At 67.9% G+C, this 24,763-nt stretch carries 20 protein-coding genes; 9 read left to right on the top strand and 11 right to left on the bottom strand.

Annotated features, from left to right (window positions below):
* Positions 1 to 80 precede the first annotated feature (80 nt).
* The 4 genes from murA (at position 81) to KEG38_RS07315 (ending at position 5,811) form a co-directional block, all read left to right on the top strand.
* Positions 81 to 1,370 carry a UDP-N-acetylglucosamine 1-carboxyvinyltransferase gene (murA, locus tag KEG38_RS07330; RefSeq protein ID WP_276072239.1) on the top strand — a complete coding sequence of 430 codons (1,290 nt, stop codon included), beginning with the start codon at positions 81 to 83 and terminating at the stop codon, positions 1,368 to 1,370.
* On the top strand, positions 1,367 to 2,008 hold the full coding sequence (hisG, locus tag KEG38_RS07325; protein ID WP_272418360.1) for an ATP phosphoribosyltransferase: 642 nt from the start codon (positions 1,367 to 1,369) through the stop codon (positions 2,006 to 2,008). The genes murA and hisG overlap by 4 nt, the downstream gene beginning before the upstream one ends.
* A 61-nt stretch (positions 2,009 to 2,069) precedes the next feature.
* Positions 2,070 to 4,361, top strand: coding sequence for an FG-GAP repeat domain-containing protein (locus tag KEG38_RS07320; protein ID WP_272418359.1), 2,292 nt, complete (start codon positions 2,070 to 2,072; stop codon positions 4,359 to 4,361).
* Between the two features lie 19 nt (positions 4,362 to 4,380).
* On the top strand, positions 4,381 to 5,811 hold the full coding sequence (locus KEG38_RS07315) for an Ig-like domain-containing protein (protein WP_272418358.1): 1,431 nt from the start codon (positions 4,381 to 4,383) through the stop codon (positions 5,809 to 5,811).
* Here KEG38_RS07315 and KEG38_RS07310 read toward each other — a convergent pair whose 3' ends face one another.
* The 7 genes from KEG38_RS07310 to KEG38_RS07280 form a co-directional block, all read right to left on the bottom strand.
* Positions 5,812 to 7,551 carry a hypothetical protein gene (locus tag KEG38_RS07310; RefSeq protein ID WP_272418357.1) on the bottom strand — a complete coding sequence of 580 codons (1,740 nt, stop codon included), beginning with the start codon at positions 7,549 to 7,551 and terminating at the stop codon, positions 5,812 to 5,814.
* Positions 7,552 to 7,705: 154 nt separating this feature from the next.
* Entirely contained in the window at positions 7,706 to 9,229 is a 1,524-nt protein-coding gene (locus KEG38_RS07305) for an NCS1 family nucleobase:cation symporter-1 (protein WP_272418356.1), read from the bottom strand.
* A 32-nt stretch (positions 9,230 to 9,261) separates the two neighbouring features.
* Positions 9,262 to 10,647: an NAD-dependent dihydropyrimidine dehydrogenase subunit PreA gene (gene preA, locus KEG38_RS07300; protein ID WP_272418355.1), complete on the bottom strand. Its 1,386-nt coding sequence runs from the start codon at positions 10,645 to 10,647 to the stop codon at positions 9,262 to 9,264.
* A gap of 3 nt (positions 10,648 to 10,650) precedes the next feature.
* Complete coding sequence (locus tag KEG38_RS07295) at positions 10,651 to 12,006, bottom strand: FAD-dependent oxidoreductase (protein WP_272418354.1); 1,356 nt, start codon at positions 12,004 to 12,006, stop codon at positions 10,651 to 10,653.
* Complete coding sequence (gene hydA, locus KEG38_RS07290) at positions 12,003 to 13,409, bottom strand: dihydropyrimidinase (protein WP_272418353.1); 1,407 nt, start codon at positions 13,407 to 13,409, stop codon at positions 12,003 to 12,005. The genes KEG38_RS07295 and hydA overlap by 4 nt, the downstream gene beginning before the upstream one ends.
* 24 nt (positions 13,410 to 13,433) lie before the next feature.
* On the bottom strand, positions 13,434 to 14,309 hold the full coding sequence (locus KEG38_RS07285; RefSeq protein ID WP_272418352.1) for a nitrilase-related carbon-nitrogen hydrolase: 876 nt from the start codon (positions 14,307 to 14,309) through the stop codon (positions 13,434 to 13,436).
* Entirely contained in the window at positions 14,309 to 15,757 is a 1,449-nt protein-coding gene (locus KEG38_RS07280) for a CoA-acylating methylmalonate-semialdehyde dehydrogenase (RefSeq protein WP_272418351.1), read from the bottom strand. The genes KEG38_RS07285 and KEG38_RS07280 overlap by 1 nt, the downstream gene beginning before the upstream one ends.
* Positions 15,758 to 16,053: 296 nt before the next feature.
* Between KEG38_RS07280 and KEG38_RS07275 the strand changes: the two genes are divergently transcribed.
* From KEG38_RS07275 to KEG38_RS07265, 3 genes are all read left to right on the top strand, one after another.
* Entirely contained in the window at positions 16,054 to 17,262 is a 1,209-nt protein-coding gene (locus KEG38_RS07275; protein WP_272418350.1) for a PAS domain S-box protein, read from the top strand.
* A complete protein-coding gene (locus KEG38_RS07270; RefSeq protein WP_272418349.1) occupies positions 17,259 to 18,491 on the top strand; it encodes a PAS domain S-box protein in 1,233 nt (410 codons plus the stop codon). The genes KEG38_RS07275 and KEG38_RS07270 overlap by 4 nt, the downstream gene beginning before the upstream one ends.
* 117 nt (positions 18,492 to 18,608) lie before the next feature.
* Positions 18,609 to 19,265 carry a CAP domain-containing protein gene (locus KEG38_RS07265; RefSeq protein ID WP_272418348.1) on the top strand — a complete coding sequence of 219 codons (657 nt, stop codon included), beginning with the start codon at positions 18,609 to 18,611 and terminating at the stop codon, positions 19,263 to 19,265.
* On the opposite strand, the gene KEG38_RS07260 is transcribed toward KEG38_RS07265, so the two are convergent.
* Genes KEG38_RS07260 through purM form a run of 3 tightly spaced genes read right to left on the bottom strand, consistent with a single transcriptional unit; the run spans position 19,262 to position 22,205 of the window.
* Complete coding sequence (locus KEG38_RS07260) at positions 19,262 to 20,206, bottom strand: hypothetical protein (protein WP_272418347.1); 945 nt, start codon at positions 20,204 to 20,206, stop codon at positions 19,262 to 19,264. The genes KEG38_RS07265 and KEG38_RS07260 overlap by 4 nt on opposite strands.
* A 5-nt stretch (positions 20,207 to 20,211) precedes the next feature.
* The gene (locus tag KEG38_RS07255; RefSeq protein WP_272418345.1) at positions 20,212 to 21,111 is read right to left on the bottom strand and encodes an SPFH domain-containing protein; all 900 of its coding nucleotides are present in this window, start codon (positions 21,109 to 21,111) and stop codon (positions 20,212 to 20,214) included.
* A 41-nt stretch (positions 21,112 to 21,152) separates the two neighbouring features.
* Complete coding sequence (gene purM / locus KEG38_RS07250) at positions 21,153 to 22,205, bottom strand: phosphoribosylformylglycinamidine cyclo-ligase (protein WP_272418344.1); 1,053 nt, start codon at positions 22,203 to 22,205, stop codon at positions 21,153 to 21,155.
* Between the two features lie 50 nt (positions 22,206 to 22,255).
* Here purM and KEG38_RS07245 point away from each other — a divergent pair, with 50 nt between their 5' ends.
* Both KEG38_RS07245 and KEG38_RS07240 read left to right on the top strand, forming a co-directional pair.
* Positions 22,256 to 22,678, top strand: a complete 423-nt coding sequence (locus KEG38_RS07245; protein ID WP_272418343.1) for a (deoxy)nucleoside triphosphate pyrophosphohydrolase — start codon at positions 22,256 to 22,258, stop codon at positions 22,676 to 22,678.
* Positions 22,679 to 22,722: 44 nt separating this feature from the next.
* Positions 22,723 to 24,099, top strand: a complete 1,377-nt coding sequence (locus KEG38_RS07240; RefSeq protein WP_272418342.1) for a flavin monoamine oxidase family protein — start codon at positions 22,723 to 22,725, stop codon at positions 24,097 to 24,099.
* 19 nt (positions 24,100 to 24,118) lie between these two features.
* On the opposite strand, the gene KEG38_RS07235 is transcribed toward KEG38_RS07240, so the two are convergent.
* Positions 24,119 to 24,760 (bottom strand): hypothetical protein, encoded by a 642-nt coding sequence (locus KEG38_RS07235; protein ID WP_272418341.1) that lies wholly within the window; start codon positions 24,758 to 24,760, stop codon positions 24,119 to 24,121.
* Positions 24,761 to 24,763: the final 3 nt, after the last annotated feature.

Below are 24,763 nucleotides of genomic sequence, written 5' to 3'. Positions count from 1 at the left end.
GCTGACACGCGGATCCTACCCACGCCTACATGCGCGGCCCCGGGGGACGCTCGCCAAACGTTCGCCTTCCCGAGCGAATCATGCGAAGAGTCGAAGCCATGGACGTCATCCGGATTCGCGGTGGAAAGCAGCTTCAGGGCAAGATCCGCGTGAGCGGCGCGAAGAACGCGGCGCTGCCGATCCTGTGCGCGACGCTCCTCTCGGACGGCGAGAGCATCCTGCGCAACGTGCCGGCCCTCAAGGACATCGAGACCACGGGCGAGCTTTTGCGCGTGCTTGGCCGCAACGTGATGGTCGACCCGCCGCTTGTGCGCGTCGCCGGCGGCCCCGAGGCGAACCCCGAGGCCCCCTACGAGCTCGTCAAGCAGATGCGCGCCAGCGTGCTCGTGCTCGGGCCCCTCGTCGCGCGGTACGGCCGCGCCAAGGTCAGCCTCCCCGGCGGATGCCAGATCGGCTCGCGCCCCGTCGATCAGCACCTGAAGGGCCTCGAAGCGCTCGGCGCGACGATCCGCCTTTCGAACGGCTACATCCACGCCGAGTGCAAGCGGCTGAAGGGCGCCGAGGTCGTCTTCGACATGCCCACCGTGACGGGCACCGAGAACATCATGATGGCCGCCGCGCTCGCGAAGGGCCGCACCACGCTGGTCAACTGCGCCCGCGAGCCGGAGGTCGAGGAGCTCGGCCGCGTGCTCAACAAGATGGGCGCGCGCGTCGACGGCGCGGGCACGGACGTCATCCACATCGAGGGCCGCGACGAGCTCGATCCGTTCGATCACGCGATCATCTCGGACCGCATCGAGACCGGGACGTACATGGTCGCGGCGGCCGCGGCGGGCGGCGACGTGCTGCTCGAGAACGCGCCGCTCGAGGACCTCGAAGCCGTGGTGTCGAAGCTCCGCGCGACGGGCGTGGAGGTCGGGCGCGAGGGCGACTGCGTGCGCATCCGCCGCGACCCCGATCGGCCGCTGCGCCCCGTGGACGTGATGACCGCGCCGCACCCGGGCTTCCCCACGGACATGCAAGCGCAGTTCATGGTGCTCATGTGCCTGGCGCGCGGGACGTCGCGGATCGTCGAGACGATCTTCGAGAACCGGTTCATGCACGTGCCGGAGCTGCGCCGCATGGGCGCGGAGATCGACACCGACGGGCACACGGCGCACGTGCACGGCGGCCGCCCGCTGTCGGGCGCGAAGGTGATGGCCACGGATCTGCGCGCGAGCGCGTCGCTCGTGATCGCAGGCCTGCTCGCGACGGAAGGCGAGACGGAGGTCTTGCGCGTCTATCACCTCGATCGAGGTTACGAGTACATGGAGCGCAAGCTCGCGCAGCTCGGGGCCGATACGGTGCGGATGAAGGGGCAGCCGGGGTGAACGAGGGTCCGCTCTCGATCGCCGTCCCGAAAGGCCGCATCCTCAAGGCGCTCGCGCCCCTGTTTTCCCGCGCGGGCCTCGACGTGGGCCCGCTCGTCGCCGACGATCGGCGGCTCGTGCGCGACGACGCGGCGGGCCGCCTCCGGTACGTGTTCTTGAAGCCCGACGACGTGCCGACGTACGTGGAGTACGGCGCGGTCGACCTCGGCATCGCCGGGCGGGATACGCTGCTCGAAAAGAAGGCGGACCTCTACACGCCGCTCGACCTCGGCATCGGCCGCTGCCGCCTCGCGGTGGCCGGGCCGCGGGGCAAACGGGCGCCGGACGTGCCACGCGTGGCCACGAAATACCCGCGCGTCACGGCGGAGTTTTTCGCGAAAAAGGGGATTCAGGCCGAGGTGATCCCCGTCTCCGGCTCGGTGGAGCTCGCGCCGCTCGTGGGTTTGTCGGACCTGATCGTCGACGTGGTCGAGACGGGAAAAACCCTCGAAGAGAATGACCTCGAGGTGATCGAGACGGTGGCCGAGGTGAGCACGATGCTCATCGCGAACCGCGCGGCGTACAAGCTCCGCGCGGCGGAGATACGACCGCTTTGTGAGGCCATCGGCAAGGCCGTGGCGGAGTCCGCGCCTGCCTGATCCGGCATTGACCTCGCTCTCGAAGCCGGCCTAGGATCGCCGCGAAAGCGAGGAATCCATCATGAAGATGCGCGGAACGATGCGCTTCGCGGCGCTCGGCCTGCTCACGGGCGGAATGGTGTTCGCCTGCGGAGGCGGCAGCGGCACGGCCCCCACGGGCACGAACGCGGGCGGCTCCGGGGGCACGGGCGGCGGGAATACCGGCGGCGGCGGCACGGGCGGGGACGCGGGGTCGGGCGGTGACGTATTCACGGACGCCGGGTGCCCGCCGGCGCTGATCTGCGGAGACACGTGCTGCCCCACGGGCGAGACGTGCGTGCTCGGGACCACGTGCGCCCGCGAGCAGCCGGCTTGCGTGACGAACGACGATTGCTTGTTCGATAGTTACTGCAACGCGGGGCAGTGCATTCCTTACGGGATTCCGGGCGCGCAGGAGAACGATCCGAGCTGCACGAGCCCCGTCGAGATCGGTGCCATCGTGCCGTCCGAGCAATGCCGCTGGACGGGGCCGCCCGACGGGGACGCGCATCCGGACAGCTTCCAAGTGATGGCCACGCCCATCGTCGTCGATTTCGATTTCGATAGCGATCCCACGACGCTCTCGCCGTCCATCGTCTTCAGCTCGTTCCCCACGACGGGGAGCTACTCGAATCCGGGCGTGCTGCGCGTCATCAGCGGGAAGGATTGCTCGCAGCAATGGAGCTTCGCCGACGCGGCCGACGCGACCATGGCGCCCGCGTCGGTGGCCGCCGGGGACCTCGACGGCGACGGGCGCGCGGAGATCGTCGCGGCGCGCCACGGCGGCGGTGTCATCGCGTTCCGTTTCGATCCCGCGGCGAACAAGTTCTCCCAGCTCTGGCGCTCCGGCACCTGCCCCGGAGGCTCCGGCCCGCCGACCACGTTCGATACGACGGGCGGCAATGACAAATGGAGCGGTCCGTCGATTCACGACCTCGACGACGACGGCAAACCCGAGATCATTTACGGCGCCGCGGTCTACCGCGCCGATGGGTGCATGGCCTCGACGAGCCTCGGCTTCCCGGCGTACAGCAAAGGCTACGTGCCCGTCGTCGCCGACGTCGACGAGGACGGGAAGATGGAGCTCGTCCTCGGCAATGGCATTCATCAATGGGATGCCGCGACCGGCGACTGGGTCGCGGAGGCGTACTTCACGCCGGGCAACCTCGCCGCCGGTCAGGTCGCCATCGCCGAGCTCGGGAGCTTCCCGCTCGACGCGTTCGGCGGGCAGGATCGCGCCGAGGTCGTGGTCGTGTCGGGCGGGACCATCCGCGTGCAGACGCTCGCCGGTACCGTCGTCTTCGGGCCGGTCACGATTCCAGGCGGCGGAACCGGTGGTCCCCCCACGATCGCCGATTTCGATGGGGATGGCCGTCGCGAATTCGCGAGCGCGGGCGGCACGCAGTACGTCGTGTTCGATTTCGACTGCCTCGCGGGCGGCGACCCCGCGAAATGCGGAGGCCAGTCCCCGGGGACGGGCATCCTCTGGAGCCAGCCCTCGAAGGACGCGAGCTCCAACGTGACCGGGTCGAGCGTCTTCGATTTCGATTACGACGGCAAAGCCGAGGCGGTCTACGCGGACGAGTGTTTCCTCCGGGTCTACGACGGCACGACGGGCACCGTCATCTACAGCGTCGCGCGGTCGTCGGGGACGACGTACGAGAATCCGGTGATCGTCGACGTGGACGGCGATTACCACACCGAAATCGTCACGGCCGTGAACAACTATGCGGGCAACCTCGGCTGCCCGGCCACGGATCCGCTCTTCCCGAACGCGACGTTCAGCCAGAACCACGGCATCCTGGTCCTGCGCGACGAGCAGGAGCGCTGGGCAGCTTCGCGGCCGGTGTGGAACCAGCACGCCTATGCCGTCACGCACGTCGGCAATCACGGTGAGATCCCCAAATCGTCGAGCGTGGCGCTCAACTGGAAAGATCCCGCGCTCAACAATTTCCGCCAGAACGTGCAGGGCGACCTCGAAGCGCTCGGGCAGCCCGATCTCACGGCCGGCGGCGATGTCGGCGCGGTGAAATGCGTCGGGACCCTCGCGACGATCGAGGCTCGGGTATGCAACCGCGGCACGCTCCCGATGGTCAGCGGCACCGAGGTCACCTTTTATGACGGCTCGGCCGAGGGGCCCGCGCTGTGCACGGCCGCGATCCCGGTCGCGCTCGGCGTCTCGGAGTGCACGATCGTGAGTTGCCAGGCCGATCTCGGGGGCAAGAGGCTCGACATCTACGTCCGCGTCGACCCGCAAACGCAGACGCTCGAGTGCCACGAGAAGAACAACGACGCGCTTTATACCGGCGTCGAGTGCGGCGCCGTGCCGAACTGACGCCCTCCCCTCGATTTCCATGTATCATCCCTCCCTGGAGGTGATGATGCACGCCCCCCGCATTTCCTCGAAGGAGAGACCCCTCGCCGCCCTCGCTTGTCTCCTCTCGACCCTCGGCGCCGCGGGGACCGCCTCGGCCACGGGCATGCAGGGCCATATCTACATGGCCCAGTGCGCCGCCGAGCAGGTCACGGATACGCGTCTGCGCGCCGTGTTCGACGCGCACCTGAACGACCTCTCGAACGGCGCCTTCTTCCCCGACTCCGGCTACACAGCCGAAGACCACGATCAAGGCGAAATTCCGCACTGGGAGCAATACGTCCAGGGCTACGTCGAGCTCATCCGCAGCCGATACGGCGACAAACCCCTCGAGAATCCGGACGCCGCGGCGCACGTGGCGTTCTTGATGGGCCTCGCCGCCCACGGGATCACGGATTCGACATTCGATTCGCTCCTCTACGAGCGCGCGGATCAGGTCGATCCCGGGGACATGGATACCTTCGACATGGCGATGGACATCTTCCTCGTCCACGACCATCCGCGATATTACCTGCCCGAGATCGCCGTCGACACGCAGACGCAAAGCGAAATCTTCGAGCAGAAGATCGCCCACCCCGTCACGCCCGACGCCATCAAGAAGGCCATGTCGACGGCCAGGTCCGGTATCTTCCTGGTCGCACAATACCTCTACATCGGCGCCGACGATTACGGGAAGAGGTTCCCCTGGGCCAGGCAAAGCCTGCGTGATCCGCGGACGCCCGGCGGATATCCGTTCGGCGCCCGGGTCACGAAGGGTTATTACCGCGAGATCCTCCGCCGCCTCGATGGCAATTCGTCCGCCGATGGCGTCGTCATCGGCGCCTATCCGGACGAGGCCTATCCGCTCGTCACGCTCGACAACACGCGGCCCGATGGTCGAATCGTGCTGTTCTTCGGCGAGGGAATGGACCGGGCCACGATCGACGACGCGGTCGTGACCGTGCGCGACGACGCGGGGTCCGTGGTCCCGACGAAGGTCAGCGTGTATCGCGGGGACAAGTGGGCGAACGTCGTCCTGGTCACGGCGCAAGAGCCCTGGAAAGCGGCCACGAAATACACCGCGTCCCTGCACAAATCGATCAAGACGCTCACCGGCGTCTCCCCGACCGAGGATCTCGTCTTTCCGTTCACGACCTGCACGCCGGATTCCCCGGGCGGCGATTGCGCGGTGCCGGTAGGCCCACCGCCCGCCTCGCCGTGCCCGAAGCTCGACGACGCGTACACGACGCGGCCCGAGACGGTGCCTCCGGAAGAGGAAATCCCGCCTCCGCCGACGAACGTCAATCCCGTCGCGGAGGAAAGCGGCTGCACGGCCGCGCCGGCGCGCCGCGAGACGAACGCCGGGTCGCTTCTCGCGCTCGCAGGCGCGTGCGTGGCGCTCGTCGCGCGGCGGCGCGGCCGTCGCTTCTGATCAGCCGCACATCCCGTTCGGCAAGCACCGCTCGCCGACAGCGCATTGCGTGCCGCCGCAGGTGCATTGCCCGTTGCCCCCGCACGTGCCCGCCGATCCGGCATTACAATCGGCGTCCGCGTCGCAGCGGCACGTGGGCGCCTGCGGGGCCATGCCGCCGCAAACGAAGCCTGTGGGGCATTCGCGGCCGCAAGCGCCGCAGTTCGCGGCGTCGGTGTACGGGTTGACGCAGCCCGCCGGGCTCTGGCAGCAGAGCATGTTCGCGCCGCACGCGGCGCCGCCATTGCACGAGCACCCCACAGCCCCGCAGACCTCGCCCGCCGCGCAGGTCGTCAAGAGGCAGGCACAGAGCCCCGTGCCGCCGTTGCACGTGCCGCCCCCGCCACACTCGTTGTTCGTGTTGCAGCCGCAGAACTTCTGCGTGAGGGGGCCGCGGTCGCAATCGAGCGTGCCGCTGCAATCATTGCCGCAGCCGCCGCAGTTCGTGTCGTTCTGCTGGGTGTTGAGCTCGCAGCCGTCGTCATTGCCCATCGCGGGCATGTCGCAGTTCGCAAACCCGAGATCACACGACGAATCGCACACGCCCGCCGCGCAGCTCTTCGAGGCGACGTTCGTCCCGGAGCACGCGCGGCCGCAGGCGCCGCAATGGTCGACGCTCGTCGCCGTGTTCGTCTCGCAGCCGTCGTCCGCCGCGGGCGCCATGGGCTTCGTGCAATCGCCGGAGCCGGCATTACACGTGGGCACGCACGCGCCGGCCGTGCACACGGTGGCCGACGCGTTCGCGTTCGAGCAAGCATGGCCGCACGCGCCGCAATGCATCACGTCGGTCTGCGTGTTCACCTCGCAGCCATCCGACGGGTCGTTATTACAATCGGCCGTCCCCGCCGCACACTCGATACCACACATGCCGTTCGTGCAGGCCGCGAGCGCGCCGCCGGGACAGACGTTGCTACACGCGCCGCAGTTCATCGGGTCGTTCTGGAGGTTCACCTCGCAGCCCGTCGCGCCCATCATGTCGCAATCGGCAAACCCGCCGTCACATGCGCCGAGCGTGCACGCGCCCATGTCGCACGTCTCGGCTGCGTTCGCGAGGTCGCACACGTCGCCGCAGAAATTGCAATCGAGCAGCGTGCCGAGCGTGGTCTCGCAGCCGTCGGCGTTGTCCATGTTGCAATCGGCTGTGCCCGGTTCGCAGGGGTTCGGCTCGCAACCGCCATTGGTGCAGGTCTCGAAGACGGTGCAGGCCGAGTCACAACCGCCACAATGCTGCGGATCAGACTCGGTGTTCGTCTCGCAGCCGGTCTCCGCCATCATGTCGCAATCGGCGAACCCCGGCGTGCACGGGCCGACACCGCACATGCTCGCCGCGCACGTGGGCATAGCGTTCGGCGCCGTGCAGACCGTGCCGCAGGCGCCGCAGTTGTTCGGATCGGTGGCCGTATCCGATTCGCACCCGCTCGTCGCGAGGCCGTCGCAATCGGAGAACCCCGCGTTGCACGTGCCCACGGCGCAGGCGCCGCTGACGCAGGCGGCCGTCGCATGGGGGACGTTGCACGGCGTGCACCCGGTGCCGCAGCCGAACGCCGGATCGTCGGCGGAGACGCACGTGTCATTGCAGCTCACCTGGCCGGTCGGGCACGGAGACGAGCCGCCATTGCCGCCGCTGCCCCCCGTCGGTTCGAACTGGTCGAAATTCTGGGTACAGCTCGCGACGCCCAGACCCGCGAGGGCAAGGGCCATGAGGGCAGACAAAACACCGAACCGCATCGACGCCTCCGTCGGGAAAGCCGCGACCTAAGTCACGATTATCCCGGGATCCACCGAGATTTCAATTCCTTTGTCGATGCGCGGCGTGGCAGGAAAGAGGGCGCCGGCCGCTAAAACGGAGGTTTCGTCAGGACTCGACCTTCACCGGCGTCGCCTCGCTCCGGCCGAGGATCGGCGCGAGGAGGACGTAAAGCGCGCCCGAGATGAAGAAACCCACGAACCAAGCATAGTTGTAGAGCTTCATCCAGATCGGAGCGACGGTCATGACCTTGCTCGTCCCGAGGAAACCCGGCAGGTTCGGCAGGATGCCCGCGAGCAGCGCGAGGATGGCCGCCGGATTGAAGCCGCCCCGATACCAGTACGAGCCCTCGCGGACGTAAAGCTGCACGAGGTCGAGCTTCGTTTTGCGGACGATGAAATAGTCCGCGATGAGGATCCCGCCGATCGCGCCGAGCAGCGCCGAATACCCGACGAGCCACGTGAAGATGTACCCCGACGGGTCCGAAACGAGCCGCCAGGGCTGGATCAGGATGCCGATCACGCCCGTGATGAAACCGCCCGTCCGGAACGAGATGCCCTTCGGCCAGAGGTTCGCGAAATCATTCGCCGGGCTCACCACGTTCGCCGCGATGTTCGTCGCGAGCGTCGCAATACAAAGCGAGAAGAGCGCGACCACGAGCAGGACCGGGCTCTTGAACTTCGTGAGGAGCACGACCGGGTCCCAGATGGTCTCGCCGTAAATCACTGCCGTCGCCGAGGTGACCGCCACGCCGATGAACGAATAAAGCCCCATCGTGGTGGGCAGGCCGAGCGCCTGCCCCACGACCTGATCCCGCTGCGAGTACGCATAACGCGTGAAATCGGGGATGTTCAGCGAAAGCGTAGCCCAGAAGCCGATCATGCCCGTGAGCGCGGGGAAGAAAAACGACCAGAACTGGCCCTCTTTCTTCCCGCCCGCGGAGAATGCCGAGGGCGTGTCGAGCATCGGGCCAAACCCGCCCGCCTTGCCATACGCCCACGCGAGCAGCGCGAGCCCGAGCGCGATGAGCAAGGGCGCCTTGATGTTCAGGAGGATCCGGATCGAATCGATCCCCTTGTGGATGACCCACATGTTGATCCCCCAGAAAAACAGGAAGCAAAGGAGCTGGGGGAGGCTGATGCCAAGGATTTCCGTGGGCGCGCTCTCCCACGAGGGGACGAAGACGGCGATGATCTTGAAAATCGCCCAGCCCCCGATCCACGCCTGGATCCCGAACCAGCCGCACGCGACGAGCGCGCGCAGGATCGCCGGGATGTTCGCGCCGAGAATGCCGAACGACGGGCGGCAATACACCGGGAATGGAATGCCGTATTTCGTGCCCGCGTGCGCATTCAAGATCATCGGCAAGAGGACGATCGTGTTGCCGAGGAAGATCGTCACCACGGCCTGCCACCAGCTCATTCCCTCGGCGATGAGCGAGGAGGCGAGCATGTACGTGGGCACGCAGGCCGACATGGAGATCCAGAGCGCGGCGATGTCCTTCATCGCCCACTTGCGCTGCTTGATCCGGGTCGGCTCGAGGTCGTGATTGATGTAGGGCGAGACGATCTCGCCCTCGAGCTCGTGAATGTCACCCGAGACACGTACGGCGAGGCGAGCGTCGCTCATCATGGAGGGAACCCCCGATTTGGTAGGATCAGCCGTTACCGCTTGGCGCGCTCGATCTCCGTGACGTGAAGCCCGCCGGGTACGAAATCGGCGCCGCGCTGGACGCGGTCGTTCCAGGTCTCGTGCGGTTTGTCCGAGGACACTTCCTTCATCGTGATGCAGCCCGAGACGGGGCAAACGAGCTGGCAAAGATTGCAGCCGATGCACTCCTCCTCGTCCACAAACGGCACGCGCGCGCCCGGCGTCCCGCCCTTCGCCGTGACCGCGCGGTCCGGGATGAGCTTGGGGATATGCGTATGCCCGGCCTTGCGCGCCTGCTCCTCCGTGCGGCCAGGCAGGTGGATGCACTGGTGCGCGCCATCCATGCAGGCCGTGTAACAGAGCTGGCAGCCGATGCATTTGTCGGTCGAGATGTCCGCGACGACGCGATACCCGAGGTCGAGATCGCCCCAGTTCTTGTATTGCTGCGCCGCCTGGCCCCGGAGCTCGAGGACTGATTTCAGGCCCTTCGAATCGAGGAAATCGTTCAGGCCCTCGATCATGTCCTCGACGATGCGGTAGCCATAATGCATGACCGCCGTGCAGACCTGCACGCTCGTGCACCCGAGCGCGATGAACTCGGCCGCGTCGCGCCAGTTCGAGATGCCGCCAATGCCCGAGATCGGCAGCTTCGCGACGTACGGATGCCGCGTCAACTCGCCGACCATGTGCAGCGCGACGGGCTTGACCGCCGGGCCACAATAACCGCCGTTCGTCGAGGCGTCGCCGACGCGCGGCAGCGGCACCATGCGGTCGAGGTCGATGCCCATGATCGACTTGATCGTGTTGATCAAGCTGATCCCGTGCGCCCCCGATTCGAGCACCGCCTCGCCCGGCTCGACGATGTCCGTCACGTTCGGGCTCAGCTTGACGATGACCGGCTTCGTCGCGAATTCGACGGCCCAGCGCGCGATCTCCCGGAGCACCTTCGGCTCCGAGCTCACGGCCGAGCCCATGCCGCGCTCGCACATGCCGTGCGGACAGCCGAAATTGAGCTCATGGCCGTCCGAGCCCGCCTCCTCGGCGCGCTGGATGATCTCCTTCCACTCCTCCTTCGTCTCGACCATGAGCGAAGTGATGACGGCGTGGTTCGGATACCGGCGCTTGACCTCGCGAATCTCGCGCAGGTTCACCTCGAGCGGCCGGTCCGTGATGAGCTCGATGTTGTTGAGGCCCATCATGCGCGTATTGCCGTAATCGATGCCGCCGAACCGGCTCGACACGTTGACGATCGGATTGCCGAGCGTCTTCCAGACGGCGCCGCCCCAGCCGGCGTCGAACGCGCGCATGACCTGGTCGCCCGTATTCGTGGGCGGCGCCGAGGCGAGCCAGAACGGGTTCGGGCTCTTGATACCCGCGAAATCAATCGATAGATCTGCCATGTCTCAGGCTCCCACGCCCATGAGAAACGCGTGCATGCTCGTGACCGCGATCTTCGCCTCGGCGACCGCGTTCACGACCTCCTTGCCGCCGTTGACGCAATCGCCGGCGCTCCAGACCTTGGGGTTTCCGGTGCGATGGGTCTTCGGATCGACGATGACCCGGCCGCGCGTGTCGAGCTCGACGCCCGGGAACGAGCGCGCGACCTCGGTCGCCCGGCTCTGGCCGACCGCGACGACCACGAGATCCGCACGCAGGTCCTCCTCGGTGCCGGGGACAGGCTTTTTGTCCTCGGTCCGGACCACGCGGACGCCCGTGACCTTGCCCATGTTGTCCCGTAAAACCGCGACCGGCGAGCGCTCGCAGAGGACCTTCATGCCGTCGACGCGGCCGCTCGCAAGCTCGTGCTCGTAGGCCGAGAGCTCGTGGTCGCCGCCGCGGTAGAGCATGGTCGCGTCGATGCCGAGCAATGCAAGCTCGTGCGCGACGTCGACGGCCGTGTTGCCGCCGCCGACGATGATCACCCGATCGACGCCTTTGAAGCGGAGCGTCGGGTCGGCCTTGAGCCGCTCGATGAGGTGCGTCGCGCCAACCACGCCGCCGCCGTCCTCGCCGGGGATCTTGAGGCGCGAATCCGGACCGAGGCCGAGGCCGAGGAGGACCGCGTCGTATTGCTGGAGCAGCGTCGCGACCGAGACCTCCTCGGGCGAGCCCGAGACGGGGACGATCTCCACGCCCTGATAAAGCTCGACATTGCCGAGCGAGAGCACCCACGTGATCTCCGTGAGCGCCTCCTCGACCTTCATCTTGTACGGGGCGATGCCGAGCGTATTGAGCCCGCCCGGCAGGAGCTTCTTCTCGTAAATGGCCACCTCGTGCCCTTCGAGCGCGAGCCAGCCGGCCGCCGCAATGGACGCCGGGCCCGCGCCGACGAGCGCGACGCGTTTGCCCGTCGGCGCCTTGGGCTTGAAGAGCTGCGGATCCTCGGCGAGCGCTTTCTCCACCGCATATCGCTGGAGCCGGCCGATCTTGATCGGATCGCGGTGCCAATCATTGTAGACGCAGGCGCCGGCGCAGAGGACCTCCACCGGACAAACCTGGCCGCACGACTTGCCGAGCAGGTTCTGCGTGAGAATGGTGCGCGCCGCGCCCTTGACGTTGCCCGTGCCGATCTTCCGGATGAACGTGGGGATGTCGATCGCGGTCGGGCACGCCTTGATGCAGGGCGCGTCGACGCAATACAAGCAGCGATTCGCCTCGGCGATGGCCTCGGCATCCTCGTACGGCGGCTTCTTGTCCTCGTAAAGGACCTCGAGCCGGTCCCCCTCGACGTCCGGGATGTGCGGCGAATGATGGCTCATCGAAGCTCCCTTGCGGCAGCCGGCGCCTCGAGCTTGCGCGGGAGATAACGCCCCGCGCCGCGCACGACGTCGAGCTTGCCGTCCTTGTATTGGACGCGGCCGTGGACGATGGTGTGGCTCACCTTGCCCTTGACCTCGAATCCCTCGAAGATGTTGCGATCGCAGCGGTGGTGGTGCGTCTTCGCCGAGATGACGCTCGACCCCTTCGGATCGAAGACCACGAGATCGGCGTCCGCGCCCGGCACGATCGCGCCCTTGCGCGGATAGAGGCCGAAGATCTTCGCGGGCTGCGTGGAGAAGAGATCGACGAAGCGGTTCACGTCGATGTGGCCGCCGAGCACGCCGTAGGTCCAGAGCAGACCGAGGCGATTCTCGATGCCCGCCGCGCCGTTCGGGATCTTGGTGAAATTGTCCCGGCCCATGTCCTTCTGGCCGACCTGATTGAAGGGGCAATGGTCCGTCGCGACCACCTGGATGAGCCCCGAAGCGATGCCCGCCCAGAGCGCCTCCTGGTGGCCCTTCGGCCGGATCGGCGGGCTCATGACGTACGCCGCGCCCTCGAAATCGGGTTTGTCGTAGACCGAGTCGTCGAGGATGAGGTATTGCGGGCACGTCTCGGCCATGACGAGCTGGCCACGCCGGCGCGCGTCGGTGACGGCGTCGAGCGCCTCGCGACACGTGAGGTGGACGATGTAAATGGGCTCGCCGATCATACGCGCCATCATGATCGCGCGGTTCGTGGCCTCGCCCTCGACGGGCGCGGGGCGCGAGAGGGCGTGGTATTTCGGCTCGAGTTTGCCCTCGGCCACGAGCTTCTTCTGCAAAGCAACGACGATGTCGCCGTGCTCGGCGTGCACCGTGACGAGCGCGCCGAGGTCCTTCGCGGTCTGCATGACCTGGATGAGCTCGACGTCGTCGACGCCGATCGCGCCGCGATAGGCCATGAACGTCTTGAAGGAGGGAATGCCCTCCTCGCGGACGCACTGCTCCATCTCGGACTTCGTGCGGTCGCCCCACCAGGTGACCGCCATGTGGAAGGCATAATCGGCGACGGCCTTCTTCGCCTTCTCCTTCCACATGGCTAGGCCGTCGAGCAAATGCTGGCCACGCGCCGGGATGACGAAATCGATGATCGACGTGGTACCGCCGGCGACGCCCGCCGCGGTGCCCGTCTCGAAATCGTCGGAGCTCTCCGTCCCCATGAACGGCAGCTCCATGTGCACGTGCGCGTCGATGCCGCCCGGGAAGACGAGCTGGCCCGAGGCGTCGATGACGACGTCGTCCGCGCCCTGCTTCACGAGCCCGGACCCGACCGCCACGATCTTGTCGCCATCGCAATATACGTCACCGACAAACTTATCGGAGGCGGTGACGATCTCGCCGTTCTTGATCAGGATGCCCATCTCGTCCTCCCGAACGCCCCTCGATCAGGGCAAGAGCTTGACCATGTCCTCGTACGTCTCGGGCCTGCGGTCGCGATAGAACTGCCAGGTGCGACGCACCTCCTCGATCACGTCGAGGTCCATCTCCGCGACGACGAGCTCGTCACGATCCTCGCTTCCGACGGCGAGGAAATTGCCCCGCGGATCGCAGAAATAGCTCGTCCCGTAGAACTTGCCGATGTTCCACGGCGCCTCGGTGCCGACGCGGTTACTCGCCGCGATGTAATACCCGTTCGCCACGGCGTGCGCGGGCTGCTCGAGCTTCCAGAGGTACTGGGACAAACCGGCCACGGTCGCCGAGGGGTTGAAGACGATCTCGGCGCCGTTCAGGCCGAGAAGTCGCGCGCCCTCCGGGAAATGGCGGTCGTAGCAGATGTAGACGCCGATCTTCGCGTACCGCGTCTGGAACGTGGGATAGCCGAGGTTGCCCGGCTTGAAGAAGTACTTCTCCCAGAAGCCGTTCGTCTGCGGGATGTGGTTTTTCCGGTACTTGCCGAGATACGTCCCGTCCGCGTCGATGACGGCGGCCGTGTTGTAATACACGCCGGCCTGCTCCCGCTCGTAGACGGGAATGATCATCGCCATCTGGTACTTCTTCGCGTACTCGGTGAGCCGCTGGACCGTGGGGCCGTTCGGGACCGCCTCGGCCGTGTCGCACCATTTCGCGTCCTGCGAGGGGCAGAAATACGGGGTGTTGAAGACCTCCTGCAAGCAGAGGATCTGCACGCCCTTCTTGCCCGCCTCCTCGATGTACGGGAGGTGCTTCTCGAACATCGCGTCGCGGATCTGGAGGACCGAGGCGCCCGGATCATTGAGCGCGTTCGAGCACTGGATGAGCCCGCCGATGACTTTCCTGGCCATTAGAACCACCTCTCGATGACGATCTTGCGCTCGGTGTAGAAATCGATGCCAGCCGATCCGTGCGCCTTCGTGTCGCCGAAGAGGCTCGCCTTCTGGCCACCGAACGGGAAGAACGACATGGGCGCAGCGACGCCGATGTTCACGCCGACCATGCCCGCCTCGACGCGGGCACCGAACTCGCGCGCGGCCTTGCCGTTCGTCGTGTAGATGCTCGCCGCGTTGCCGAATTCGCTCGCGTTCGCGAGCCGGATCGCCTCGTCGAGGTCCTTCGCACGCATGAACGAAGCCACCGGCCCGAAGATCTCCTCGCGGCCGATCACCATGTCGGGGCGCACGTCCTCGAAGATCGTCGGCCCGATCCAGTTGCCGTCCGGGAGGCCCGGGACGGTCGCGTTGCGGCCGTCGAGCACGAGCTTCGCGCCCTCCTGCAGGCCCTTCTCGATGTACGAGAGGACGCGGTCCTTGTGCGCCCGCGAGATGACGGGGCCGAGCGTGGTGGCCGGGTCCTTGCCGTCGCCGAGCACGATCTTCTTCGCGTACGCGACGAAGAGGTCACGCACGCGCTCGTACGCGTCGCCGACGGGGACGATCACGCTGCCCGCGAGACAGCGCTGGCCCGCGCAGCCGTAGCAGGACTCGACCGCGTTCTGCACCGCGCGCTCCATGTCCGCGTCGGGCATGATCACGATGAAATTCTTGGCGCCGCCGAGCGCCTGGACGCGCTTGCCGGTCTCGCCGCACTTCCGGTAGACGATCTTCGCGACGTTCGAGGAGCCGACGAAGGAGACGCCCTTCACGTCCGGGTGCTCGCAGATCGCCTCGACGACCTCACGGCCGCCGTTCACCAGGTTCACGACGCCGTTCGGCAGGCCGATCTGCTGGATGAGCTCGAAGATGCGGCGCTGCGAGAGCGGCACCTGCTCACTCGGTTTGAGCACGAACGTGTTGCCCGTGGCGATCGCGTACGGGAGGAACCAGAGCGGCACCATCGGCGGAAAGTTGAACGGCGTGATCGCCGCGAAGACGCCGAGCGGCTGGCGCAGGACTTTCGAGTCGATGCCCGAGGCGACGTCCTCGAGGTTCTGCCCCATGAGCAAGGACGGGGTGCCACACGCGTGCTCGACGTTCTCGATGCCGCGACCGAAATCGTTGAACGACTCGGCGAACGTCTTGCCATGCTCGCTCGTGCAGATGTTCGCGATCTCCTCGCGGTGCTGGTCGAAGAGGCTCTTCAGCTTGAAGAGGTACCGCGCGCGCTGCACCGGCGGGACGGCGCGCCACGCAGGGAACGCAGCCTTGGCCGCCTGCACCGCGGCGTCGACGTCGGCCGAGGTCGAGAGCGGGACCTTGGCAAGCACCTCCCCGGTCGCGGGATTCTTCACGTCGAGCAACGTGGTGCCCGCAGAAGCAACCCAGGCGCCGTTGATGAAGTTCTCGAGCACGCGCATAAAACGACGATCCTCCTCCTGACGTGGGCCTTTCGCCCTTCCCCCCTCGCGCGCGCCACCTCCGCCCCGACGGGGGCAGAGCGAGACGCGCCGAGCACAATCAACCGTGATTTTCTCCCCGCGACAAGGCCCAAGGGCGAACACGGGCACGGCCGCAACGTATGCCGCCCCGCGTCGTCGCGAGAGGCACGGTTCGGGCGCACGCAGCGCGGCAGGAGCGCTTGCGAGCGCGACCAGGATGCTCTTACGCTGGGCCCTACATGTCGGGAGCCGAAGTTTCCGCGTTCCGACGGGCGATGCTGCAACGGCGCCCCGACGTCCTTGCACGCCTCGTGGATACGGCCGCGGATCCCGCGTCATCCGAGCTCGGCGAGGTGCCGCCGTCGTTCCGCGCCGAGCTCGACGCGAGCTTCGACGCATGGCTCGACGGCCTGGAAAAACCGGCGGCGGACCTGGCAGAAACGTGGGCCTCGCGCCTGGGCGAAGACGCCCAGACGCGCGGCTGGAACGAGCGCAGGGTGCTCATCTGGCTCGAACGTATCGGCCAAGCGATGCTCGAAGCAGCGCTCGACGCGGTGGAAGAGGGCGTGCCGGGCGCGGACGTGGGCGCGCGGCGGGTCGTCGGCGCGATGAACACGGCCGCGGCCGCGTTCAATCGAGCGTTCCGGGTGAAAGCGGAGGAAGCGGCGAAACGTGCGGCGGTGCTCCGCTCGGTCGCGGAGAACGCACCCGACGGGATCGGCATCGCCAAACCCGATGGGTCGGTGATGTACGCGAACCCGGCGTTCTGCACGATGATGGGCTCGGAAGAGGCCAGCCGCGGGCACTTCGCGGATTTCGTGCACCCGGACGAGGGCCCGAAGCTCGCGCAGATCGCCGAGGTCGCAGAGCACGTGGGGCACTGGGACGGACACCTCCGGTACAAGCGCGCCGACGGGACGTCGTTCAACGCGCGGCTCAAGGCGTTCCGCGTGAAGTCGGCGAACGGCGAGACGATCGCGCGGTGCGTGCTCGTGCGCGATGCGACGCCGGAAGAGCGGTCCGAGGAGCAGCGGCGCGCGCTCGAAGAGGAGATACAAAGGGCGCAAGCCGAGGCGCTGCGGGAGCTCGCCGCGCCGCTTCTGCCGCTCGCCGAAGGGGTCCTGGCGATGCCACTCGTCGGCTCGCTCGACGCCGCGCGGACGCCGCGGATCATCGAGTTGATGCTCGAAGGGATCACGCGGACAGGCGCGGGGCACGTGATCGTGGACATCACGGGCGTGCCGGTGGTGGACGCGGAGGTGGCCGAGTCGATCGTGCGCGCGGCGAGAGCCGCCGAGCTCGTCGGCGCGGAGGTGGTCCTGACGGGCGTGCGAGGCGCGGTGGCGAAGACGCTGGTCGATCTCGACGTGGATCTCGGCGGCATGGATACGTGGAGCACGCTGCGCGCGGGCGTGGCGCACGCGATCGGGCACGAGCGGCAGAAGCGGCGGCAGATGCGCCGAGGGGCGGGACCTCTGCGATGAGCGGGCCCGAGGGAGCGGGGGACGCGTCGTTCGCGGAGGTGTTTGCTTCGCACCGGGACAAACTCGTCGAGCGGCTGACCGAGGAGGCGCTCACGGCCCTCGGCGGGACGCTCGGGGCGCCGATGGAGGCCTTCCGCGCGGATCGCGCCTGGGAGGTCGATGTGGCGATCGAGGCGCTCCAAGACGGCACCATGTCGTTCGCGACGCAGAGCTGGAAGCGCTGGATCGACAGCTCGGTGCAGCGCGGCTGGTCGGCGACGACGCTGCAGGGTGTGCTCGGCGCGATGCGGCAGGTGTTCATCGACGCGGGTCTCGAGCTCCGCGCGGCCGGCGTGCCGGAGGCGACGTCGAAGATCCGCGCGTTCATCCGCTCGTCGAGCGAGGCGCTGTACCTCATCGACGAAGAGCTCCGCGCGCGGGCGGAATTTTTGCACCGCAAAGCGCAGATCTTCGAGGCGCTGATCCACCACGCGCCGGACGGGATGGGCGTGGCGACGCCCGACGGGACGCTGCACTATGTGAACCCGGCGCTCGAGCGGCTGCTCGGGCGGAGCGATCTCCTGGGCCGCTCGATCTACGAGCTCGTGGCGCTGCACGCGGAGTCGATGCATCGGGAACAGGTGGCGAAGGCGGTGCTCGAACGAGGCTCGTGGAGCGGGGAGCTCACGTACCAGCGCGCCGATGGGGCGACGTTCGACGCGCACGTGACGGCGTTCCTCGTGCGCGACGAGCGAGGCCGAGGCGTCGCGCGGTGCGCGATCATCCGGGATCTGACGGAGGCGCGACGCGCGGAGGAGGAGCGGCGCAAGCTCGCGGCCGAGGTGATCGCGACGCAAAAAGCAGCGCTCGAAGAGCTCGGAACGCCGCTCGTGCCGATCGCGGAGGGCGTGCTCGTGATGCCGCTCGTCGGGGTGATCGAGCCGGCGCGGGCCGAGCGGATGCTTGGTGTGCTGCTCGAAGGGATCGGGCAGCAGAACGCAAAGGTCGTGATCCTCGACCTGACGGGCGTGAAAGAGGCGACCGCGGAGGCGGCCGAGGCGCTCGTGCGGGCGGCGCAGGCGGCGCGGCTGCTCGGCGCGGAGGTGGTCACGACGGGGACGGGGCCGGAGCTCGCGCGGGCATTCGTGGAAAATGGTGCAGAGCTAGGAACGATTGTGACAAAAGGCACGCTGCGGGACGGCGTGGCATACGCGCTCCGGATCGCGCGGGGACACGGCCCAGTTCGCTGATTGTTCTACCTCAAACGAGTGCCGCCCACGGCGAACCATTACGATTACGATGGAAGCACGAATGCGGCGCCATTGAGGGATTCGAGAATCGAGGACACGATGATAACGTCCTCGTTCATGAAAACCATTTCATGCTCCGTGCTCTTCGTGATGGGGTCGCTGGCGCTGATCGGCTGCGGTGGCCCCATGGAAGCAGAGGACGACTACGCGGACGAAGTGGCCGAGGAAATGGGCGAAGCGCTGGGGGAGGCGCTGGAGATCGGCGACGACGAGGACACGAAGGCCTTTGCCCTCGAAGAGGAGAGCGAAGCGGATCTCGTGGCCTGGTGCGACGACATCGTGAGCTGGAATCAGACCTGGTCCGATTACGAGGCGCAGGTGCTGACGCTGGTAAACCAGAAACGCGCGGCCGGCGCGACCTGTGGAGGAGTAGCGTATGCGCCCGCGCCCGCGCTCGTGCTCGACGAGCGGCTGCGGTGTGCCGCGCGCAAGCATTCGAAAGACATGGGGGTGAACAATTTCTTCAGCCACACCGGATCGAATGGCTCGACGCCGTGGCAGCGCATCAAGAACGCCGCCTACACATACAAGAGCGCAGCCGAGAACATCGCGGCCGGGTATAGCACGCCGACGGCCGTCGTGAACGGATGGATGACGAGCACGGGGCATTGCAAGAACATCATGAATGCCTCGCTCAAGCAGATCGGCGTGGGGTATTACCAGGGGACGACGGGGTACAAGAACTACTGGACGCAGGATTTCGGGACGCCTTAACGGATTTTTGCAGCCCCGAGCGCGGCCACGATCTGGACGCTCACGTTATCGGCACCTTCCGCCGTCGCGAGCGCGCCCTCCGGCACGCGCAGGCGCGAGACCTTCACCTCGCCGCCGCGTGTAGCGGTGCCCTGCCCGCCTGACGCGACCTCCACGAGCACGACCCCCGAAGAGCCCATCGCCGCGAGCACGCTCTTTCCCTCGAGCCGCGCCACGGGCACGCACGCGACGCCCTTCTCCGCGAGCGAGAGCGCGAGCCGGGCCTCGGGGTCCAGGAGCTCCGGCAGAGGCCCGTCGAGGCGCAGGCCGAAATGAATGGCCGACGCCGGGTCGTCCGCCGTCGCCGCCGCATCCCGCACGGCCGACAGGAGGCTCTCGGCGAGCGGCGGATCCCGCTCGATCCGCGCAAAGTCGGCCGGGTCGAGGCGCAGCAAGAAGCGGCGCATCGAGCGGGCCGCGGCCTGCACGTATGATTGCTCCATCGACGCCCGCCGCAGGATGCCCTCCGCGTCGCGGTTCTTCCGGGCCTTGCAGAGCTCGGCCGCACCCGAGAGCACGGCCGCGGGCGGGGGCGGCGGCTCGGCGCGTGCCATCGGCGCGTCGCGGTAGGCGTGGCGATGAAACCCCACGCCCGTGGGCGGGAGCGCGAGCACGAGCGAGAGGCTCTCGAGCTCGGTTTCAGGCGTCCGCGCGGCCGCGGCGAACGCGTCGCGCACGGTGGAGAGCAGGTTCGGTTGCGCGGTGAGGAGGACGTGATCCGTCGCGGAGACCGTGAGCACGACGCGATACGCGCACACCTCGCGCGAGCCCATCGACCAGCGATCGGCCGCGCCGGCGAGCTCGACCGCGCTGCGCTCGACGAGCGCCGAGAGCTCGGCCTCGCCCCACACGTCGAGCAGGCTCCTCGCGCCCGCGGCGAGCGCGCTGCCTTCGGGGATCATCGCGGCTAGATCTTCCGGCCCGACGCCATGAACTTGCGGGCCTGGAGCTCGGCCTCGGCCTCGGCGATGGCCTCGGCCTCGTGCTGCGAGGCCGTGCGGAGCGCGCCTGCGCCGGGGTTGTCGACGCGCACGCGTTGCGGCTCGGTCGTGGCCGCCTCGGCCATCGCCGCCGCCGTGTGCCGGACGTCGTCGTAGGGCTTGGCGAGGTCGAAGATGACCTTCGTGTTGCCCTGACTCAGGTTCGCGAGGGCCTCGAAGCGCCGCAGCTCCATCGCGCCCGGCGACTTCGAGAGGATCGTGGCCGCCTCGGCGAAGTTCTTCGCGCTCTCCACGTCGGCCTCGCTCTTGATGACCACGTACTTCCTGTCCCGCTCGGCGATCGCGACCTTCGCCAGGACCTCCTGCATTTGCGGCGGGAGCTGCACGTCCTGGAGGCCGATGAGCTCGACGTGCAGGCCCCACTGCGAGACCGTGGTCTCGACCTGCGCGCGCACCTTGGCGGCGACCTCCTCGCGGTGCGCGAGCAGCTCGTCGAGGCGCGTCTCGCCGACGACGTCGCGCAGCACGACCTTCGCCCGATCCTTCACCGCCGCCTCGTAGTTCTCCACCGCCAGCGTGGCCTTCTCCGGGTCGACGACGCGGTAATAGAGCACGGTGTCGACCATGGTCGTCACGTTGTCGCGCGTGATCACCATTTGCCGCAAAAGGTCGCGGTTTTTCGTGCGCGTGTCGATTTTGCGGAGCGACTGGAAGCCCGGCAGGAACAGCGTCACGCCGGGCTCGACCCGGCCCGAGAGCTTGCCGAGCGTGAAGCGCAGCGCGACCTCCCACTGGTTGATCTGCCGGATGCCCGCGAGGAGGTACGCCAGAAGGAGAAACCCGAGCACGAGGAGGAGCGGATCCATGGTCGCGCCAATGTAACCGGCGCAAACGCGTCCACCACGGGCTATCGGTCGAATTGCACCCGATCCTCGAACGGCACGTCGGCGCCGACCTCGATGACCTCGCCGAGCCGGAAGGCCTGCTCGCCGGCGCCACGCAGCGCGCCGAGCGCGGCGGCCTCGGCCTCGGGCGCGACCACCACGACGAGCCCGACACCGAGGTTGAACGTGCGGCGCATCTCGGCTTCCTCGACCGGCCCTTGCTCGGCGATCACCCGGAAAATCGCAGGCCTTTCGTACGCGGACAAATCGAGCCGCGCGCCAAGCCCCTCCGGCAGGACACGCGGGAGGTTGCCCGGCAAGCCCCCGCCCGTGATGTGCGAGAGTCCGCGCACGGCCTCGGGCAACGCCGCGAGCAGCTCGCGCACCGCGCGGGCGTAAATGCGCGTCGGCACGAGAAGCGCCTCGGCTGCCGTGCGCCCGAGCCCGGGGACCTGGTCGTGGATGCCGAGCCCCATGCGCTCGAAGAGCACCTTGCGCGCCAGCGAATAACCGTTCGAGTGCAAACCACTCGACGCGACGCCGAGCACGACGTCGCCTGCCCGCGCCTTCGTGCCGTCGAGCATCTTCGCCCGCTCGACCACGCCCACCGCGAAGCCCGCGAGGTCGTACTCGCCCGGCGCGTACATGCCCGGCAGCTCCGCCGTCTCGCCGCCGAGCAGCGCGCAGCCGGCGAGCTTGCACCCCTCGGCGATGCCCCGCACGACGGCCTCGCCCACGTCGAGCTCGAGCGTGCCGGTCGCGAAATAGTCCAGGAAAAACAGGGGACGCGCGCCGACGGTGATCACGTCGTTCACACACATCGCCACGAGGTCCTGACCCACGGTGTCGTGCACGTTCGCGGCGAAGGCGACCTTGAGCTTCGTGCCGACGCCGTCGGTGCCGCTCACGAGGATCGGGTCGACGAGCCCGCTCGGCAGGGCGCAGAGGCCCGCGAAGCCGCCGACGTCGGCGACGACCTCGGGGATGCGCGTCGGGCGCGCGAGCTTCTTGATGCGCTCGACGAGGGCGTCGCCGCGGTCGATGTCCACGCCTGCCTGGCTGTAGGTGATGGGCATGCCGGCGGAATGTCACAGCTTGGGGCGAGGTGCTAGGGTTCGTCGCCGTCATGACCGATTCGCTGCGTCCGCCCGTCCTCGTCTCCGCCGCCGTCCTCGTCGAGGAGGGGCGCGTCCTGCTCACCCAGCGCAAGCGCGGCACGCACCTCGCCGGCGCCTGGGAGTTCCCCGGCGGCAAGGTCGAGCCCGGCGAGGATCCGCGCGCGGCCCTCGTGCGTGAGCTGCGCGAGGAGATCGGGATGGAGGTCTCGGTCGGCGATCCCGTCGAGGTGACGTTCCATCGATACCCGGAAAAGTCCGTGCTGCTCCTGTTTTTTGCGGTGACGCGCGTGGTCGGATCGCCCGATCCGCAGGCGCTCGACGTCGCGGACGTGAAGTGGGCCGGGCCCGAAGATCTGCAGGACGAGCTCTTCCCGCCGGCGGATGTCGCGATCCTTTCGAAGGTCCGCGCGCTGCTCGCGCCCCGCACGTAATCGGAGCACACGACCGGCCCGAACAGCGGTATCCTGCCCCCGCGATGGAAGAAATTGGGCAAGGAGCGCCACGCGAGGCGTCCGTGGTGGTCGTGGGCGCGGGGCTCAGTGGCCTCGTGGCGGCCCGGCGGCTCGCGGCCGCGGGCGTCTCGGTCGTGGTGCTGGAGGCGCGAGACCGGGTCGGCGGCCGGACCCTGAGCCACACGACGGCGCAGGGCGACCGCGTGGACCTCGGCGCGCAATGGATCGGCCCCACGCAGGACCGGATGACGAAGCTCGTCGCCGAGCTCGGTTTGTCGACGTTCAAGCAATGGTACGACGGCAAGAAGGTGCTGTCGCTCGGCGGGACGCTGACGACGTACAAGACGTCGATCCCGAGCCTGTCCTTGATCGGCGCCGTCGACCTCGGAATCACGATCCAGCGCATCGAGACGCTCGTGAAGGAGGTCCCGATCGAGGATCCGCTTTCGGCCGCGAAAGCCTTCGAATGGGACGGGACCACGGTCGAGGCGTGGAAACGCAAAAACGTGAAGACCCGCGGCGCCAAAGCGATGCTCGACACGGCAGTGCGGGCCGTCTTCGCGGCGGAGCCGTCCGAGCTGTCCCTCCTGTTTTTCCTGTATTACCTGCGTCAGGGCGGCGGGCTCATGCGCCTGACGGAGATCGTGAATGGTGCGCAGGAGACGCGCCTCGCGGAGGGCTTTCAGGAGGTCTCGAAGCGGCTCGCGCGCGCCCTCGGCGAGGAGCGGGTGGTCCTCGGCGCGCCGGTGCGGCGCATCGCGCAGGACGCGGACGGCGTGACCGTGACCTCGGACGCGGGGACATGGCGGTGCAAGCGGGTGATCGTGGCCGTGCCGCCGGCGCTCGCAGGGCGGATCGATTACGAGCCGGGCCTGCCCGCGTCGCGGGACCAGCTCACGCAGCGGTCGCCGATGGGCAGCGTGATCAAGTGCGTCGCGACCTACGCGTCACCGTTTTGGCGGCAAGCTGGATATTCGGGGGAAGCGCTCTCCGACGTGGGGTCGGTGAAACTCGTGTTCGACGATTCTCCCGAGGACGGCTCGCACGGCGCGCTCGTCGGATTCTTCATGGGCAAGGACGCGCGCGCCATGAGCGGAAAAAGCCCCGAGGAGCGGAAAAAGGCCGCCGTCGATTCGTTCACGCGTTTCTTCGGCCCGAGCGCGGCCGCGCCGATCGATTACGTCGATCAAGACTGGCCCGCCGAGCGCTGGTCGCGTGGTTGCTATTCGATGGTCCTCGGCCCGGGCGTGCTCACCGCGCACGCTTCGGCTTTGCGCGCGCCCGTGGGCCGCGTGCATTGGGCCGGGACGGAGACGGCGCGCGTGTGGACCGGTTACATGGAAGGCGCCGTCGAAGCCGGCGAGCGCGCCTCGGACGAGGTGCTCGCCGCCCTCGGCTGAGGATCGGGCGCGGCCCGATTCAACGCTTTCGCATGGGCTCGGGCTCGCGCGGCGTGCCGTCCGGCGCCGACACGAAATACAGAAGCCCGCGCCGCGGATCGTGAAGGCCCGCCGCCCGCTCGACGAACGGCGTGAGCGGCGAGACCACGACGAGCCGGAGCATGCGCCGCGCCTCCGCTTCGAGCAGCGCGTCGTCGAGCGTCTTGCGGGGGATGTCCGGGAGCGCCCCACGCAGAATCGGCACGGGCACGCCGGGTGCATTGCGATAGGCCGCGTACAGTCGGCCCATGGCCGCGAGGACCGCGGAAATCACGTCCGGGTCGGGCGCCTTGCCGCGCGCTGCGAGCAATCGTTGCGCATAGAGGAGAACATCCCCGAGCTCGCGAATCTCCATTTTACGGATGAGTTCGCTCACCTCGTCCAGCGGTGTCCGAAATTTCCGGCTCCCGGGGCCCGAGCGCGGCTCCGCGGAGAGCGCCTGGACCACGCCCGAGGGCTCCGGCGGAATCGAGAAGTAATCCGGCGCCATTGGGCGCATTACGGATCGAGGCCCGTACCGTTCGGACACGGGCTGCGCCGTCTCGGCCGATCCCGCCGTCACCGTGCCCAGGCGCAACGTGCGGAGCGGCGAACGCGTCTTGGTCCCTGCCTCGTTGTTCATCGG

It is taken from the genome of Polyangium jinanense, from assembly GCF_028435265.1.
Taxonomy (GTDB): domain Bacteria; phylum Myxococcota_A; class Polyangia; order Polyangiales; family Polyangiaceae; genus Polyangium; species Polyangium jinanense.
Note: the sequence above shows the minus strand (reverse complement) of the source record. Positions and strands in the feature narration are given on the sequence as shown.